The sequence below is a fragment of the Bradyrhizobium sp. SZCCHNS3052 genome, from assembly GCF_032484495.1.
Taxonomy (GTDB): domain Bacteria; phylum Pseudomonadota; class Alphaproteobacteria; order Rhizobiales; family Xanthobacteraceae; genus Bradyrhizobium.
In genome coordinates, this window is the sequence record NZ_JAUETB010000019.1 from 1 (window position 1) to 17078 (window position 17078).

Sequence of the window (17078 nt, forward strand, 5' to 3'; positions counted from 1 at the left end):
CCATGATGCGCGACCGAAAACCTTATGCGATCACTCCATCAACATAACAGTTGCCGGCTCAAGGCCGGGACGACACTCAGTGTGTCGCATGGCCGTTCCACCTCACAGGCGTGATGAGCATCGCGAGCGCGACGTATCCGCGCCCACGCACCACATCCACTGCACGATTTCTCCAAACAGCCCACCGCAGCCCCGCGACGCCATTCGCGCCCAGGTCATGCTGCCGACAACGCCCTCGACAAACGAGAGGGCGCGGGGAAGACCGGACCTCGACTGAGGCCCGTGGCCCGCCTGCAGAAAAAAATGCAGGCGGCAGGTACCACGAGTCCAGCCGGACGACCCGGCCTTCCCCGCGCGCTGGTTTTAACGGCTGCTTCGCGATCTCCCTGGGGACCGGGCTGTCTTGCCCCCATCACCGGCGAGACGCGTCTGACGCATCATCGACCGGCTTGACCTCAGCATCGGGAGGCCAGGACCACGCGACTTGACCGTACGCACCAGGCTCATTCGTCGGCCCGCTTGCGCGAAAGCCCCGAACCCGACACGTCCATCGCTCCCCGCTTGCTACGCTCCGTGACGATCGGCCGAAACGTCCCTCTTCATCGCGAGCGGGATGGCCGGAAACATCGTTCTGATTTGCCCGACGATGCAAGCCGAACAGCGTGCGACAAACTGGCTCGACGGGCAATCTGCGCATGACGGGGATGCGGGAATTGCCCGTCGGGCCGACAGAGAACTGATGAGCACGGACGGGCCGACGTTCGCCACCGATGGCGACCACCTCCTCACGACGCTCATTCATGATTGCGTTTGCCCCGCACTGTCCGCCATAATTGTACAACAGACATTTTCGCGGGTTTGATTGCAGCCAAGACGATTAGAAGCCGAACGTTCTTTTGGGGAGAGAGCGCACATGCACGCGCCAGTGGCCGGCTCGAAACCGGTTCCCGTGGTCGGCACGGCCTACAGGCCGGATATCGACGGACTGAGAGCTGTCGCAGTCATGTCCGTCGTCGTGTTCCACGCCTTTCCGCATGTGCTTCGCGGCGGCTTCATAGGAGTCGACATCTTCTTCGTCATATCCGGGTTCTTGATCACCTCGATCATCGTTGCGGATCTGGCGAACGGATCATTTCGTGTTCGGACCTTCTACGCTCGTCGCGTCAAGCGCATCTTCCCCGCCCTCATCGTGGTTCTTCTCGCCGCCCTCCTGCTCGGATGCTTTCTTCTGTACACCGACGAATACAAGGAGCTCGGCAAGCAAGTTGCGGCGAGCGCCGGATTTGCCGCGAACCTGCTGTTCTGGAAGGAGGCCAACTATTTCGACCTGGCCGCGGAAACGAAGCCGCTGCTTCACCTATGGTCGCTGGGCATCGAAGAGCAATATTACATCCTCTGGCCGCTGCTGCTGTGGCTGTGCTGGCGGACAAGGAAGCGCGCCCTGCCGTACCTCGTGGGGCTGCTGCTCGTCGGGTCATTTCTGCTGAACATCAAAGCCATGGGCACCAGCCCGACCGAGGCCTTCTACTCCCCGCTCACGCGCGCATGGGAGCTGTTTGCAGGCGGCCTGCTGGCGATCGCGTCGTCCCCATACACCAGGCCGCTCTTCGGCGCTGTCCCTGACGCGGGGCATCGATCACCCATTTCCGATCGGCTCGCGGCGTCGGGAATAGTCCTGTTGGCGGCGAGCCTGATCCTGATTTCGAGAAATACGCCATTTCCCGGGTGGGCAGCACTGCTGCCTGTCGCAGCGACCTGCATGCTCGTCGGCGCCGGGCCGTATAGCTGGGTCGCTCGACGCATTCTCTCGCATCCTTTCCTGGTTGGAATCGGGCTGATCAGCTACCCGCTCTATCTCTGGCATTGGCCTCTGCTCGTCCTGACTCGCGCCTGGATGGGCGAGGCAGGCTCCGCACCGCTTCGATCCGGCGTCATCGCGCTGAGCGCCGGTTTGGCCTGGATCACCTATCGATTTCTGGAACGTCCGATCCGGTTTGGGCAATCGCCCTTGCGGTCGGTCCCACTGCTCTGCGGTGCCTCGGCGACGCTCGCGGGAATCGGCGCCCTGACCATGACCTACGGCTGGACCTTCAAGCCGGGCGATCTGAACAGCTACGCAGCCTATTTCGATTCCTTCCGCACGGGCGTGTCGCCAGCTCGGGAAGAGCTGGTGGAAATCAATCAGAACCAATGCAACTTCTACAACTTCGAGAGTGCGCTTCCCACGCGCGTCCCTCGGGACGGCATCAGCCCGGACTGCTACACCAGCCACTCTCGCAGAGCGGTGCTGCTCTGGGGCGACTCTCATTCGGCGCATCTCTTCCATGGCTTACGGAAGACGCTTCCGTCCGATACGTCCCTGCTGCTCGTTTATGCGTCGGGGTGCCGTCCACACCCGATCGATCTGACCAGACTGACGACCGACTACTGCGAGATGTCCAACTCCTTTGCGCTGTCGACAATCAAAGAGGTCGTTCCTGATGTCGTGGTCATCTCATTCAACAATTCCTTCGATACGGAGTACCTGCGCGAGGTGTCTCGGGACATCAAACGGATCGGCGTGAAACGGGTGATCGTGCTCGGACTGGCGCCTCATTGGGAACCGTTCCTCTTCAAGGTGGTCATGCAGCACTATTGGCAGTTCACACCGGCACGAATCTCGACGCACCTCGACCAGCATGCGCTTGGCATCGACAAGGCATTTCGAGACGAGCTCCAGGCCAACGAACCGTTCGAGTACCAGAGCCTTCATGACTTCTTCTGCAATCGAGAAGGCTGCCTCATCTATCTCGATCGCAAACGGCGCGAGGGTCTCGTCAGCTTCGACAATGCGCACCTGCGACCGCTTGCGTCCCTCTACCTCGCCGAGCACCTGCTCACCCCGCTGATCCAACGCGACGTCCGTCCGCCGAGGACGCGTGACGACGCGCCGCCGCATGGTGGCAGGACGGGGACTCTCGATGACCGGCCAGGAGCGCAGTGAAGATACGGCGCATTGTCGGGGGCGGATCACGAGACGTCCCGCGCAGCCCATCCACGTCCGCCTGCCATCGCCCGACCTGTCCGCTCAAAACCGCCCGCGGCTTGTTCACCGTCTCGATGCGATCGAGAATCTTGCCGAGATCGCGCCTCGCGGACGTCGTAGTCGGTCGGCAGATTGAGGCAGAGCTTCGGCGATGGATCGATGAATATGCATTGAATGCGCCGATCGTCGTTCGGAAAAAGCGGCTTGCGCCGGCCGTTCGTCACGTATAGACGGCGCCTGTCGCGAAAAGCGGCCGTTGCCTGCGGCCGAGTACAAGCCGTCCATCTGCCTTTCTGGCATGGACCGGCCCAGCGTCTCCCACACATCAATCGCCTGACGGATCGTCAGGCTCCAGCGAGCGGTCGCGCGTGTTTGCGCCATCGGCTCGCGTGGACCGGAGCGCGCCATGACCAGGGCTGTTGCCGTCATCTATCTCACCATCGTGCTCGATGCCGCCGGCATCGGGCTGATCTTTCCGATCCTGCCGGCGCTGCTGCACGACGTGACCCACACCGGCGACGTGGCGTTCCTTCTCGGCGTCATGACGGCGCTCTACGCCGCGATGCAGTTCATCTGCGCCCCGGTGCTGGGCTCGCTGAGCGATCGGCTCGGCCGGCGCCCGCTGCTGCTGGTCTCGCTGGCCGGCGCCATCGTCAACTACCTGTTCCTGGCGGCTGCGCCCGATCTCTGGATGCTCCTGCTCGGCCGAGCCATCGCCGGCGTCACCAGCGCCAACGTCTCGGTGGCCACGGCCTACATCACCGACGTCTCGCGCGAGGACGAGCGGGCCCGCCGCTTCGGCCTCCTCAATGCGATGTTCGGCATGGGATTCATCATCGGGCCCGTGCTCGGCGGCGCGCTCGGCGACCATTGGCTGCGGCTGCCGTTCGTCGTGGCGGCGACCTTGAACGGATGCAACGTCCTGCTGGCGTTGCTGATGCTGCCGGAATCGCGACCGCCGGACCCTGGCAAGATCGAGATCGCAGTTCTGAACCCGCTGCGGCCACTGCGCTGGGTGTTCGCCGTCAAGAGCCTGCTGCCGGTCGTTCTCCTCTTCTTCCTGTTCAGCGCGACCGGCGAGGCCTATGGCGTCTGCTGGGCGCTGTGGGGCGGCGACGCCTTCCACTGGAGCGGTCTTTGGATCGGCCTGTCGCTCGGCACCTTCGGGGTGTGCCAGATGCTGGCCCAAATATTCCTTCCCGGTCCGGCCGTGAGATTGCTGACCGAGCGCGGCGCCATCCTGACCGGAGTGACCTGTGTCTGCACGGCCCTCACCGCCATGGCGTTCGCCAACCAGAGCTGGATGGTGTTTGGCGCGATGCCGCTGTTCGCGCTCGGCGGCATGGGCATGCCGGCCCTGCAGTCGATCGCCACCCGGCAGGTGGACGCACATTTGCAGGGCCAGTTCCAGGGCGTGCTCGCCGCCACGGTCAGCCTCGCCTCGATCGTTGCGCCGCTCGGCTTCTCGAGCCTCTACTTCGCCGTCAGGGACGAATGGCCCGGGGCGATCTGGCTGTCGGTCGTCGCCATCTACGCGATCGCCATTCCCGTCGTCGTCACGCTGCGCCCGGCCAAGCCGGCGTCTGCGCCCTGATGCGTCGGAACCATCGCCGTCGCCGCCCGTTGGCCCGGATGCCTGAGATCGAACTCGCAAAGCCGCTCGTTCGAGCGATGCAGATCTATCGTCGCGTGGCCAGACACGATCTGGACCAGGGAGCGCGGCGCGCCCTGGCGCGGCATATCCGCGGACTGGCCGAACAAGGCGTGCATGATCCCGGCCGGCTGACCGTGTGCGGCCTCAGCTATCTGCGCAAGCTCGACCGACAACGCGGCTCCGACCAATCCTGATCTGCCGTGCCGGGACGCGGCGGGCGATCGGCCAGCTCGCCGCCCCGCGGTCACGGTGACAGTGCACGAAGCTTGAGATCCCCCTGCCCGCGGACACGCCAAGCCTCCGGTCCTCAAGCCGCCCGGAATCTTGGCGAGAGCGCCCGCTCACATCTCGAGCGTAACCAGGAACTCCTCGCGCAGAACCTCTCCGGGATGCATCGGCTCGAGCTTCTTGGTCATTACGGCAGCTCTTGAAGCTCGGAGCTAGCAGCTCGAGTCCCCACCGGCCCAGCGGTAGATACGGTCGCTAAGGGGGCCCGCTCCCATCGGGTTGCTGACCTTGATGGTCACGCGCGATCCGGAGCCGGACTTTTCGATGCGCGCTGAGACGAAGTAGTTCATCCGGACCCCATAGCTGCCTGCGACCAGGCGAAACTCCGCAAAGCCGCGGTCGCGGTGTAGCTCGCCTTCAGATTCGATCTGTCCCCCGCCCGGGTTGCCCGGATTGCCAAAGACCCGCACGGGCGGATAACAGCGCTTGCCGGTCTCGCTCAAGCGGCGGTAGATCTCCTCGTAACTTTCGGAAAAGCTTTTGCTGTCGGCAACGTCGCGCGAATTCAGGCCCTCCGGCGACATCGCACATCCACCGAGCAGCGCAATGGCAGCCCCCGTCAGCGCCGCACGCAAAGCGAACTTCATTTCCATGAACGATCCCCCAGCGCCCAACGATCGCCTCGCCCCCGAGTAATCACCGTCGTATTCGCGCTACCTGAAAGATACGCGAGTTCCCGTGAACCGTGCAATATGCGACGCGTCGAGACTTGGTGCTTTTGCCCCGGAGATGTCTTGACATGGCGGTCGAAGACCGAGGTTGAGGTCAACCCGCCTGCAGCGATCGTCGTCTATCGGTAGGAGCCGAACGCGAGGACCATCCGCATCGTTTGCGCGTGGGCGAAAATCAGCGGCGCACCAGTTGGCTCCGATGATGGGCCGGCATTCGGAACGATCGCCGCCAGCTTCCGTTGACTTCGATGCCTCGGATCGAACTTGCCAAGCCGCTCTCGCGAGCGATGCAGATCTATCGCCGCATGACCAGACACGATCTGGACCAGGGGACGCGGCGCGCGCTGGCGCGGCACATGCGCGGGATGACCGATCAGGGCGTGCATGATCCCGGCCGGCTGACCGTCTGCGGCTTGAGCTATTTGCGTCAACTCGACCGACAACGCGACCGCGAGCGATCCTGACCTGTCGCGTCGGACACATGGCGATCGATCGTGAGCGGACCGCACCTCCGATCCGCCCGATCGCTTGGCTACATCACGCCTTTCAGTTCAGGCGAGTGCGACGGAGATGGCCGGGGCAAGCCCGGCCATGACGACGATGAAATGGCGGGCATGACTTAGATCGACTACGCGATGGCCTTCTCGCGCCCAATCAATCCTCTGCTGGTAGCGACCGCCTCAGTTCGCACTGATCGCGTGCAGATGCATCGCGAGCATCATCGGATCGTGGTGCGGCTCGGCGGAATAGGACGCATGGGCCGTTGCGTGGTCATGGTTCGCGCCGGCATCGGCGCCATTCAGCGCAGCAGCGTCGGCCTGGACATTCGCCAGCACCTGCGCGGCGCCGGCGGCATCACCCAGCTTGGTGAGGCTGGCGGCCGTCTCGGCGGCCACCGCGGAGGCGATCGCGACGGCCTGCTGCGGCGTCTGCACCGGTGCGGCGACCCCGGCGGCGTGCGGGATCTGGGCGAGCAGGGCCTGCGTGTCGGGAGTCGAGATATTGTAGCCGAGCGTCTCCAGCACCACGAGATCGATCGGCGACAGCGTCTGCGACGTGGTCGGATTGTAGAATTCGTTCAAGGGATCGCGGGCGCCCTGGATGCCGGTGTTGAGGAAGTCGGCCGGGTCCGACATCTGGCCGTAATCGGCGATCTTGGTGAGCCCGCCGTCGAGCGAGAAATACGCGGGAGGCGCCGAGCTGATGCTGTTGTTGATCAGATGCTGCCCCGGCTTGGTGAAGTCGAACAGGTCGAAGATGTCGAGATTGCCCGGCGACGGCACCCGTCCCAGCGCATGCGACAGTTCGTGCAGCGCGACGCCGACCAGCGACTGCGTCGGGATGTCGGTGTTGAAGACGGCGAAGCCGTCCTCAGTCGTGCTGTTTGGATCGATGAGCCCGAGCACCTTGGCCTGAGCATTGGCGACGAACACCTGGGAATGGCCCTGCACTGCCCGCCCCGTCGGCAGGTTGTCGAACACCGTGTCGCCGGCCGCCGCGTGGTCCTGCAGATCGGTTCGGAGCTGCGCGTAGCTGGTGAGCACGCCATTGGAGACATTGGCGCCGGCCCCGCCGCCGGTGCCGGCGAAATCGATCGCGAGGTTGACCGTGGCCTGATCGGTGATCGCCGAGGACAGGATCGCCGCCGCCTGCTCGACGCCGGCGCGGAAGCTTTCGGGCGCGGCCGCGGCGGCGGCATCGAAGGTGAGGTTGAAGGTGAGCCCGCCGGTGTGAACCGAGACGGTCTCGGAGCCGTCGGCGTGTACCACCGGATCCGACACCGCGCCGGGCGGCAGCACGACAGGCGAGGCAGCCGCAGCCATATTGGTCGTCGTGTTCTTCGCCGCCGCGGCCGGATCGGGCATCATGAGGCCATCTGAGCTCAGCCCGAGCTGGTCATGGGTCAGCGTGTTCATCAGACGGACTCCTTGATCATGGCCCCCCGCGTCTCCAGCTGCGAGGCGTTCGCAGGCTGCGACCATCATCGGCAAGTGAGTGAAAAGTCTGACGCTGCCGGACCCACTTCGGGGCAGCCGTGCCACGGTTTGGATGCGGCCGGGCGGGCCCGCCATGCTCCTGCCGCGCTGGTCTCGCGCGACGAATGACGGCAATCTGCGGCAGGCGTCCGCGACGGATGCAGCCAACATCATTCAGATCGAGAGCCTCCCATGAAGATGCGCCCGCTCGGCCGTTCCGGCCTCAACGTTCCGCCCCTCTGCTTCGGCTGCAACGTGTTCGGCTGGACGGTGGACGAGGCGGCCTCGTTCCGCCTGCTCGACAAGGTGCTGGAGTCCGGCATCAACTTCCTCGACACGGCGGACGTCTATTCGCGCTGGGTGCCCGGCCATAGCGGCGGCGAGTCCGAGACCATCATCGGCAAGTGGACGAAGCTGCGCGGCAACCGCGATCGCATCATCCTCGCCACCAAGGTCGGCATGGACATGGGCGACGGCAAGGTCGGGCTGAAGGCCGACTACATCGCGCGCGCGGTGGAGGACAGCCTGCGCAGGCTGCAGACCGACGTGATCGATCTCTATCAGTCGCACAAGGACGACGAGACGACGCCGCAGGAGGAGACGCTGGCGGCCTATGACAGGCTGATCAAGGCCGGCAAGGTGCGGGTCATCGGCGCCTCGAACTTCTCGGCGGAGCGGCTGCAGGCCGCGCTCGAGCTGTCGGCGAAGAGCGGCTTGCCGCGCTATGAGAGCCTGCAGCCGGAATACAGCCTCGCCGAGCGCGCATCCTACGAAGGCGCGCTGCAACGCGTCTGCGAGAACTACGGCGTCGGCGTCATCACCTTCTTCTCGCTGGCCGCCGGCTTCCTCACCGGCAAGTATCGCTCGGAGGCCGATTTCGGCAAGAGCCCGCGCGGACAGCGCGGCATCCCGAAATACATGAACGAGCGCGGCATGCGCATCCTCGCCGCGCTGGACGCGGTCGCAAGGGAGACCGGAGCGCAGCAGGCCTCGATCGCGCTGGCGTGGCTGCTGGCCAAGCCCTCGGTGACGGCGCCGATCGCCAGCGCCACCAGGCCCGAGCACGTCGACACGCTGGTGGCGGCGACGGAGCTCGCGCTGACCGCGGACCAGGTCGCGCGGCTCGACGCGGCGAGCGCGTGAGCGCCGGCGCGCGGCGCCACCATTCAGCGCCGAGCGTGCGACGTTTCGACACGCACGCAGGACGGTCGTTCTCCACCGAACACGGCCTGTGATCGAGGATTCGGCGCGCTCAGCGCCGGTCCTCGATCGCAACACTCGATCACGCTCCTGCACCGCATTTTCAGCACAGCGGTGAAGCGGGCCGGGCGACTTTGCAGCATCTCGCGGATCGCCACCTCACGGCCAAACTTCGGCCGGGATCGAACTGCTAAGTCCACTGTCAATTTAGAATGTATCGAGGAAGCGTTCGGTGAATCGTGTCGCGCGCGTAACTGTTGGCGCATTCGTATTTGCATGTGTTCTGTCATCCCTCGTGGCGCTGTCTGGCAGCGCCCGAGCGCAGCAATTGCCGCAGCGCCCGCCGACCGGCGGCGCCGTCGGTACGCTGCCGGACCGCGAGGCGCTGAACTCCGGCACCGTCACCGTGATCACCGCGCCGATCGGCGGGCCGATGTCGGTCATGGGCTCCGACATGGCCGCGGTGCTCGACGAGGGCGAGAGCCTGCGCGTGCTGCCGATCCTCGGCAGGGGCTCGGCGCAGAACCTCATCGACATCATCATGTTGAAGAACATCGACATGGGCTTCGTCACCACCGACGCGCTGGAATTCGTGAAGACGGAATACAACATTCCAGACATTGCCCAGCGCGTGCGCTACATCGCGCAGCTCTTCCACAACGACGTCCACATCGTCGCGCGGCGCGAGATCCGCTCGCTGGAGGATCTCAATGGACGGCGGGTGTTCGCCGAGCGCTCGATCGGCCTGCCGGCGGCGCGCACGATCTTCCGCCGGCTCGGCATTCGCGCCGACATCGACTCCCAGACCGATCCGACCGGCGGACTGCAGAAGCTGATCGACGGCCAGGGCGACGCCTGGATCGCCTCGGTGTCGAAGGACGCGCCGATCATCAAGGGCATCAAGAACGAGGGCGGCCGGCTGCATCTCTTGACGATCCCCTATGACCACGCGCTGCAGGACATCTATCTGCCGTCGTCGTTCTCGTCCGAGGAATATCCGAACCTGGTGCCGCCGGGCACCAAGGTCGAGACCGTCGCCGCCTCGACCGTGCTGATGGTCTACAATTGGCCGGAGAACAGCGAGCGCTATCGCCGCACGGCGCGGTTCGTCGACGCGCTGTTCGGCAAGATCCAGGTGCTGCAATCGCCGCCGCGGCATCCGAAATGGCGCGATACCGTGCTGTCGGCGCCGGTGCAGGGCCTGGTCCGCTTCAAGGCGGCGCAGGAATGGCTCGATGGCGCTCGCGCCATGCAGTCGCCGGGCCAGGATGCCAACCCGGCCGAATTCCGCAAGTTTCTCGACGAGCGCAAGGCGCAGGCGAGGATGTCGCCGGACGAGGCCGCGCGACTCTACAGCGACTTCCTGAAGTGGCAGCGGAGCAGGGAGCCGCGCTGAGCGCCGAACCGCCGGAAGGAATGTCTCGACATCAGGAGCGCGGCGGCAATCCCGCCTGCTCGGCCGTGCGCCGGACGGCCGGCAATGTCGCATCCGCAGCGCCGCCTTGCGAAGGCGCGGCGCGCGCGAAGCTGAGCTCGACCGTGGTGCCGCCGCCCGGCGTCTCGCGCAGCGCGACGCCGCCCTGATGCGTCGCCATGACCTGCGAGACGATCGAAAGCCCGAGCCCCATGCCTTCGCCGCGAGCGTGGCCGCGCTCGAACGGCCGCAGCAGGCGTTCGGGCTGATCGGATTGCAGGCCGGGCCCCGAATCGATCACGCGCAGGCGCGCCGCGGCGTCGACCTCGACGAGGATCGGACCGCCCGCGCCGGCATGCGCGACCGCATTCCTGATCAGGTTGGAGAGCGCGACCGCGATCGCTGGCTCCGAGCCGCGGATCCGGACCGGCGCATCGCAGCCGGCGAAGCCGATCTCGAGCCCGGAGTGCAGCGCCATCGGCACGTGCTCGGCGGTGACGCGCCGCGCCAACGCGACCAGGTCGATCTCGCCCAGCTCGTCCGGCTCCAGCGAAATCCGCGCCAGTTGCAGCAGCATGGTGACGATCGACGACAGCTTCTGGTTCTCGCCGACCAGTTTCGCGCGCAGGCCGGCATCCGGCACCGCCTCCAGCATGGTGCGGGCGTTGGTCAGCGGGGTCCGCAGCTCGTGGGCGGCATTGGACAGGAAGTTGCGCTGCGCCTCGGCGGCGTGGTCGATGCGCGACAAGGCGCGGTTGAAGGCGGTGACCAGCGGCAGCAATTCGGCCGGCGCGTCCCGCTCGGGCAGCCTTCGGCCGTCGGGCACGCCGTCGATCATCTCGGCCGCGCGTGCGACCGCACGCACCGGGCGGGCGATCAGCGTCGGCACGAACAACAGCGCCGCCAGCACCGTCGCGACCAGGACCAGGATGATCGGAAGCGCGACGATGGTCGCGTCGGTCAAGGTGCCCGTCATCAGCTGCGTCGACGTGTAGGCGACGCCGCCGGTCTCGATCAAGACCTCGCCGACCGGCGTATTGCGGACCGCCATCATCCGTTTCAGGCGCCGGGTCTCGCCGTCGATCGCATAGGCCAGGAAGCTGGTGCCGTTCTGCGACGACGGACCCTTGTGCGGCCGCCATTTCGGAATCGGCCCGTAGCTCACCTCGCCGCTCTTGTCGGAGACGACGTACCAGAACGTCGGGAAGTCCTGCATGATCGTGTCGAGGCGGGGCGTCTGCTTCACGAGCAATTGGCCGCCAGCATCGCGAGCCACGGCCTCCTTCAGCGCGTCGGCAACGTCGGCCGCACCCCACGTGCCGTCATCGTCGCCGCCGAAGCGGATCAGCAAGGCAGCGGCGCAGATCAGCATGATGGTGGTAACGACCGCAATCAGCGTCGCGGAGAGCAGCGTGATGGAGCGGCGGATACGGCTGAGCTTCTGCCACCTCACCTGCGTCACTCGCCGCTCAGGAGATAGCCGAGGCCGCGCACCGGCCTGATCGTCGCCCTGCAATTGGCTTCGCGCAGGCGGCGGCGCAGCCGCGACACATGGGCCTCGATCGCGTTCGACTGGATCTCGTCCTCGAAGCCGTAGGCCGCGGTCTCCAACGTCTCGCGCAGCACCACCCGCCCGCTGCGGCGAACCAGCGCCTCGAGGATCGCCAGTTCGCGCCTGGGCACCACGATCGGCGCCTGGTCGACGCAGACCGCGCGATTGACGATGTCGAAGCCCAGATTGGCGATCGAGACCATCGCGCCGCGGTCGAGAAACAGCCGGCGCAGCACCGCCCTCGCTCGTGCCACCAGCTCGATCGGCTCGAACGGCTTGGCGACGTAGTCGTCCGCGCCCTCGTCGAGCGCACGCGCGATGTCGGCGGGATCGTCGAGCGCCGTCAGCACCACGGTCGCGGGGCTCGGCTTCTGCTGCCGCAGGTCCGGCAATAGCGCCAGCCCGTCGCCGTCCGGTAGTCCGCGGTCAATCACCACGAGCTCGAAATTGCGCACCGCGATCGCCGCCCGCGCCTCGTCGAGCGTCGTGACGATGTCCGACGAGCCGAACGCCGTCGCGAGTGCATCCCGCAGCCAGAGCCCGAGCTGGGGATCGTCCTCAACGACCAGAACGCGCACGCCATCCTCCCGCAACATCGACAATCGGCTGTTCCTATCATTACAGACGGATTACAATAGGATTACGTCGGCGGCATTTTGATACCGTTGTTTTTTTCAGCGCTCAATCGAAGTCGACCCGATCTGCCAGGGCTGATCGAGCCTCCATCGCGATATCTCAGTTGCAAGCTGAACGACTTCTCGGCCGGCGCGATTGCGGTGGTATGACGTGCCATGCCGCGATGATACGATTTTCGACGTCAGCCTTTCGTAATCGTCTCGGCCTAGACTGGCATTCAAATACGCGCCGAGGATTCGCCCGCATGAAGCCTGCCGCATGATCGACCGGACATACCGGGCGATCCGCCATTCTTTGTCGGCCGCGGCTGCCGATCGCGCGTCACATCCGTCGCCTCATCATTGATCAACACCGACATGTTCCATGGCTTTGCGTTCTCGACCGTCGCCGAACGGTCGGACTGTCATCCGGCGGCCTGGCGCCGTCCGTTCCTGCGCTGGCTCGACGGCATCGAGGCCGGCTGGGCCGTGCCGCTGCTGCTGGTGTGCTTCGTGGCCGTGTGGACGGCCTATCTCTCGATCGCCTATGCCGGCGCCGGCCTGCATCCCGACGTGATCGAGACCTGGACATTCGGACGGCAGTTCGCCTGGGGCTACGACAAGCATCCGCCACTGATGGGCTGGATCGCCGGCGCCTGGACCGCCGTCTTCCCTCTTTCCGACTGGTCGTTCCACCTGATGGCGATGACCAATGCGGCGCTGGCGCTGTGGTTCGTCGACCTGATTTCGCGCCGCTTCGTCGTCGGGGACAAGCGGGTGATCGTGCTGCTGCTGCTGATGCTGACGCCGGCCTATCAGTTTCACGCGCAGCGCTTCAACGCGAACTCGGTGCAATTGGCGACGTGGCCGCTCGCCACCTACTGCTTCCTGCGCGCGTTCGAAACGCGAACGATGCCCTGGGCGGCGGCCGCCGGCCTGACGGCCGCGCTCGCGCTGCTCGGCAAGTACTACTCGATCTTTCTGGTGATGAGCTTCGCATTCGCCGCCATGGCGCATCCGCAGCGACGCGCCTATTTCACCTCGGCGTCGCCATGGATCTCCACGGCCGCAGGCCTCGCCGCACTGTCGATGCATCTCGACTGGCTCGTCGGACACGACGCGCCCATCCAGCATGCGCTGATGCACGCGCGCTCCACCCTGGCGACGTCGTCGCGGGATTCCCTGTTCTTCCTGCTGGGGCTCGCGGCCGCGATGGCCGTGCCGGCTGCCACCTGGCTGATCGTCGCCGGCGCCAGGATCAGGTCTTTCACCACGGAGATGGCCGCGCTGAACGGCGGCCTCCGGCTGTTGTCCTATATCGCCATCGGCACGGTCGGTCTGCCCGTCATCAACGCGCTGATCATGGGTACCGACCTGCCATCGCTATGGGCACTGCAGGGACTGTTCCTGTTCGTCGTGGTGATCGTCTGCGGCGCAGGCTATCCGATCGCGCGCTTCCACACCGTCAACATCGCGGTGCTGACGGCCGGGATCGCCGTCCTGGCGGCGATCGTCGCGGCGCCGCTCCACGCCTTCTACCGCAACAGGCACGGCTATGAGGAAGGCCGCACCTTCTACCAGCAGACCGCGCGGGAAGCGACGCGCCAATGGCGGGAGTTGACGGGCAAGCCGCTCGAGCATGTCGGCGGCACCGAGAGCCTCGCGCTCGCAACTGCCTTCTACAGCGCTGATCATCCCGCTTACGGTCTACCCGTCTCGATCCACAAGACCGGTGCGGACTCTGGCAGCGAAGGCTGGATTTCGCTGTGCTTCCGCGACCAGGCGGATTGCATCGGCGCCGCGGAAGCGGCGGCCGCCCGATCCGGCACCTACGTCAAGCGCGAGTTCGCGGTGCAGGCGCGGCTGCTCGGCTGGACAGGATGCAAACGAACGGTGGTGGCATTCCTGGTGACGCGGCCGAAGGAACCATAGGATTGAGGCAACGCCGGACGCGGCAGCCTCGTCAGCGGATCCGAACATTCGGACCAAGGACAAGGTCCCGTATTGGCGGGACCTTGTCCTCGGGCGGCGGTCTCAGTCGTTGTCCCAGGATCCGTCGGAATAGCCGTCCCGGTAGCCGGACAAATAGCCGTCGCCATAGTTGCCGTATTCCGCGTCGTACTCATAGACGCGGTGACGACGATAGACGACCCGCGGCGGCGGATAGTCGTCGTAGCTGTAGACATAGGTGGGCGCGGAACGGGCGGTTGCCGCCGAACCGATCAGGGCTCCGATCGCCAGACCTCCGACGACGCCGGCGGCGACCGCCGCTCCGCGATTCCCGCCAGCGTTGGCCGGCGTGGCGATCGTGCCTGCGATGGTCGAGGCCATGATCATAAGCGCGCAAATTCGTTTCATTGGGTTCTCCTTGCGATCGGCTCGGCCGTCGCTGCGAGAGCCTCGTGGCTGCCGCTTACCGCATCATTACAGACGGCGGATGGCAGATGCACAACGAACATGTGAGCGCGAGCACCGCCCCGAGCTCCATCATCGCAGGCCGTTCGGACGTGTGGGGCTGGGACACAAACCGAACGGCCTGCTCACTGGACTCCGACGACGTTCGAAGCCATGCGGCGCCAGATCATGATGGAAGGTGCCGCAGGTGGGACGGAGCCGACCTGATCAGGCCGGGCTTTCGGGTCTGCGGCGGCGCTCCAATGTCCTTCCGATCGAACGCCACATCGAGAGACGGCGAGCAATGGCTCATCATGACACGCTGTCGATGGCAAACCGATCTGACCTCGATCAAGGACGCGTTGAAGCTAGCGTCACGGCCTTACCGCAGGATTACAGTACGACGCGGATGATCCGGGCATCTCACCAGTGCATGGCCGGGAAAAATTCCAAGGGCGGCCATGCTGATGGCCTCCGTGCTGAACACAGCGCGCGCGAGCAGCGGGGTTCGATGTGATGGACGACAACGGGCCCGACAGCGCGCTGATGTGCTTCACGGACGAGCCGTTCCGACGGCGAAACGGCGATGTAGTTCCGTATGAGCGGCGGCGATTTCAGAGCGTCCGGTGCGCGAGCTCGCCGCGGCGTCGGAGATATCGCACCCGCCTCATGCCCGCCCAGGAAACTCCGCAGTTCCGCCGGCGTGCGCGCGACGCGACGAGCGTTTCGCAGATCGCTCAGTTTCTTTCCCCCGCGACGCGAAGCGAAATCAGCAGGCATCGCGCTGGAATTGTTGTGCGGCTCCGCCGCCATCTGCTAGGGAGTGCGGCATCGCGCGATCAGCCGGTTGGGAGAGTGGGTGTCTCTGACACGCGAACGAATCGAAGGGCTCGCGCCTGATCAGGCCTCACTCGCCGCAGCGCTGAAGCTCGTGAAGCCTGCCAACTGGCCAATGCTGGCCACGAGCAGCGATGCCGAGGTGCTGTGGGGCGAATGCCAGGGCTCCGGCGCGACGCCGTATCGCGTGGTCGCCGCGGCCGACGGCAGCGGCTACAAATGCACCTGCCCGAGCCGCAAGTTTCCCTGCAAGCACGTGCTGGCGGTGCTGTGGCAGCGGGTCGACAAGCCCGAGCGGTTCGAGACCACCAGCCCGCCGCAATGGGTCGAGGATTGGAGCGCGCGGCGGCGCGGCGCGAGCGGCCGCGCGCCGGGCAAGCACAAGCCGGAGGGCGACGATGCGGGCGCGCCACCGTCGCTCGATGCTGCCCTGGCAGAGGCCGCGACGATTGCTCCCGCCGACCCAAAGGCTGCCGCGCGCGCCGAGGCGCAGCGCGAGCGGATCAGGGCCGAGCGCGAGGCGGCGATCCTCGCCGGACTCGACGAGCTGGAGCGCTGGATCGCGGATCAGCTCAACCACGGGCTTGCCGATTTCGCCGCCCGCGCCGCGTCCGCCGCGCGCACGCTGTCGACGCGACTGGTCGACGCCAAGGCCGGCGGCCTCGCTGCGCGGCTCGACCAGCTCTCATCCGAACTGTTTCGCGTCGGAGAGGATCGCCGCGCCGATCTCGCCATCGAGCGGCTCGGCACCATGTCCCTGATCGCCTCGGCCTACCGGCATCAGGGCCGGCTGCCGGCACCGCTGCGCGAGGATGCTCGACGCGCGGTCGGCTGGTCGCTGCGCCGCGAGGAGCTGCTGGCGGACGCCACGGCCCCGCGCGCGAGCAGCGTGTGGATCGTTGTCGCCAACCTGTCCGAAGTGCAGCCGGACAAGCTGCGCAGGCTGGAGACGTGGCTCGTCAACACGGGCGATGACCCCGGCCAGCCGCGCGCCGCGGTGCTGATCGATTTCGTGCCGGTGTCCGGCGGCGGCGCCGGATTTCCGTTCGCGCCGGGGGAGATCATCGACGGCGAGGTCGTGTTCTATCCGTCGGCCGCGCCGTTGCGCGGGCTGCTGGCGAGCCGCAAGACGGCGGCGACCGCGACCTGGCCGCAGCCATTGCCGGGGCTCGCCCCAGCGCTGCAGGACTACACGGCGCGGCTCGCCGCGCTGCCGTGGCTCGATCGCTGGCCGCTGCTGCTCGCGGGCGTCACGCTTCACACCGCGGGAAAGGGTGCGCTCGTCATCGCCGACAAGGCCGGAGCTGCGATCGCGGTGGAGCGCGGCCAGTTCGACCAACTGACGCCGCTGCTCGGCCTCGAGGACCTGTCGCTGCTGTGTCTGTGGGACGGCCGCATTGCGCAGGTGCTGGCCGCCGAAACGGCGCTCGGCCGCTGGCATCACGAGGGCTGA

General features: G+C 66.1%; 13 protein-coding genes. 8 read left to right on the plus strand and 5 right to left on the minus strand.

Annotated features, from left to right (window positions below):
• Nucleotides 1-913: 913 nt before the first annotated feature.
• From QX073_RS32880 to QX073_RS32890, 3 genes are all read left to right on the plus strand, one after another.
• Nucleotides 914-2983 carry an acyltransferase family protein gene (locus QX073_RS32880; RefSeq protein WP_316186638.1) on the plus strand — a complete coding sequence of 690 codons (2070 nt, stop codon included), beginning with the start codon at nt 914-916 and terminating at the stop codon, nt 2981-2983.
• A gap of 448 nt (nt 2984-3431) precedes the next feature.
• Entirely contained in the window at nt 3432-4619 is a 1188-nt protein-coding gene (locus tag QX073_RS32885) for a TCR/Tet family MFS transporter (protein WP_316193326.1), read from the plus strand.
• A gap of 38 nt (nt 4620-4657) precedes the next feature.
• The gene (locus QX073_RS32890) at nt 4658-4873 is read left to right on the plus strand and encodes a hypothetical protein (protein ID WP_315769653.1); all 216 of its coding nucleotides are present in this window, start codon (nt 4658-4660) and stop codon (nt 4871-4873) included.
• Nucleotides 4874-5119: 246 nt separating this feature from the next.
• Here QX073_RS32890 and QX073_RS32900 read toward each other — a convergent pair whose 3' ends face one another.
• Nucleotides 5120-5560, minus strand: coding sequence for a hypothetical protein (locus QX073_RS32900; RefSeq protein ID WP_316186635.1), 441 nt, complete (start codon nt 5558-5560; stop codon nt 5120-5122).
• 383 nt (nt 5561-5943) lie between these two features.
• Here QX073_RS32900 and QX073_RS32905 point away from each other — a divergent pair, with 383 nt between their 5' ends.
• The gene (locus tag QX073_RS32905; protein ID WP_315715412.1) at nt 5944-6102 is read left to right on the plus strand and encodes a hypothetical protein; all 159 of its coding nucleotides are present in this window, start codon (nt 5944-5946) and stop codon (nt 6100-6102) included.
• A gap of 216 nt (nt 6103-6318) precedes the next feature.
• On the opposite strand, the gene QX073_RS32910 is transcribed toward QX073_RS32905, so the two are convergent.
• A complete protein-coding gene (locus tag QX073_RS32910; protein ID WP_316227009.1) occupies nt 6319-7554 on the minus strand; it encodes an NF038122 family metalloprotease in 1236 nt (411 codons plus the stop codon).
• Between the two features lie 252 nt (nt 7555-7806).
• Between QX073_RS32910 and QX073_RS32915 the strand changes: the two genes are divergently transcribed.
• Complete coding sequence (locus QX073_RS32915; protein ID WP_316227010.1) at nt 7807-8757, plus strand: aldo/keto reductase; 951 nt, start codon at nt 7807-7809, stop codon at nt 8755-8757.
• A 289-nt stretch (nt 8758-9046) separates the two neighbouring features.
• Complete coding sequence (locus QX073_RS32920; RefSeq protein ID WP_316172736.1) at nt 9047-10210, plus strand: hypothetical protein; 1164 nt, start codon at nt 9047-9049, stop codon at nt 10208-10210.
• Nucleotides 10211-10241: 31 nt separating this feature from the next.
• Here QX073_RS32920 and QX073_RS32925 read toward each other — a convergent pair whose 3' ends face one another.
• Together QX073_RS32925 and QX073_RS32930 are read right to left on the minus strand one after the other, a co-directional pair.
• A complete protein-coding gene (locus QX073_RS32925; RefSeq protein ID WP_316172737.1) occupies nt 10242-11690 on the minus strand; it encodes a HAMP domain-containing sensor histidine kinase in 1449 nt (482 codons plus the stop codon).
• Complete coding sequence (locus QX073_RS32930) at nt 11687-12358, minus strand: response regulator transcription factor (protein ID WP_315715407.1); 672 nt, start codon at nt 12356-12358, stop codon at nt 11687-11689. The genes QX073_RS32925 and QX073_RS32930 overlap by 4 nt, the downstream gene beginning before the upstream one ends.
• 414 nt (nt 12359-12772) lie before the next feature.
• Here QX073_RS32930 and QX073_RS32935 point away from each other — a divergent pair, with 414 nt between their 5' ends.
• Entirely contained in the window at nt 12773-14326 is a 1554-nt protein-coding gene (locus QX073_RS32935; RefSeq protein ID WP_316227011.1) for a glycosyltransferase family 39 protein, read from the plus strand.
• A 102-nt stretch (nt 14327-14428) separates the two neighbouring features.
• Here the strand turns inward: QX073_RS32935 and QX073_RS32940 are convergent, their stop codons facing one another.
• Nucleotides 14429-14752: a hypothetical protein gene (locus tag QX073_RS32940; protein ID WP_315715405.1), complete on the minus strand. Its 324-nt coding sequence runs from the start codon at nt 14750-14752 to the stop codon at nt 14429-14431.
• Between the two features lie 895 nt (nt 14753-15647).
• Here QX073_RS32940 and QX073_RS32945 point away from each other — a divergent pair.
• Complete coding sequence (locus QX073_RS32945) at nt 15648-17078, plus strand: SWIM zinc finger family protein (protein WP_316227012.1); 1431 nt, start codon at nt 15648-15650, stop codon at nt 17076-17078.

What these genes read in the sequence shown, in the direction of transcription:
- QX073_RS32880 (WP_316186638.1), top strand. Translation starts at nt 914, where the DNA reads ATGCACGCGCCAGTGGCCGGCTCGAAACCGGTTCCCGTGGTCGGCACG.
- QX073_RS32885 (WP_316193326.1), top strand. Translation starts at nt 3,432, where the DNA reads ATGACCAGGGCTGTTGCCGTCATCTATCTCACCATCGTGCTCGATGCC.
- QX073_RS32890 (WP_315769653.1), top strand. Translation starts at nt 4,658, where the DNA reads ATGCCTGAGATCGAACTCGCAAAGCCGCTCGTTCGAGCGATGCAGATC.
- QX073_RS32900 (WP_316186635.1), bottom strand. Translation starts at nt 5,560, where the DNA reads ATGGAAATGAAGTTCGCTTTGCGTGCGGCGCTGACGGGGGCTGCCATT.
- QX073_RS32905 (WP_315715412.1), top strand. Translation starts at nt 5,944, where the DNA reads ATGACCAGACACGATCTGGACCAGGGGACGCGGCGCGCGCTGGCGCGG.
- QX073_RS32910 (WP_316227009.1), bottom strand. Translation starts at nt 7,554, where the DNA reads ATGAACACGCTGACCCATGACCAGCTCGGGCTGAGCTCAGATGGCCTC.
- QX073_RS32915 (WP_316227010.1), top strand. Translation starts at nt 7,807, where the DNA reads ATGAAGATGCGCCCGCTCGGCCGTTCCGGCCTCAACGTTCCGCCCCTC.
- QX073_RS32935 (WP_316227011.1), top strand. Translation starts at nt 12,773, where the DNA reads ATGTTCCATGGCTTTGCGTTCTCGACCGTCGCCGAACGGTCGGACTGT.
- QX073_RS32940 (WP_315715405.1), bottom strand. Translation starts at nt 14,752, where the DNA reads ATGAAACGAATTTGCGCGCTTATGATCATGGCCTCGACCATCGCAGGC.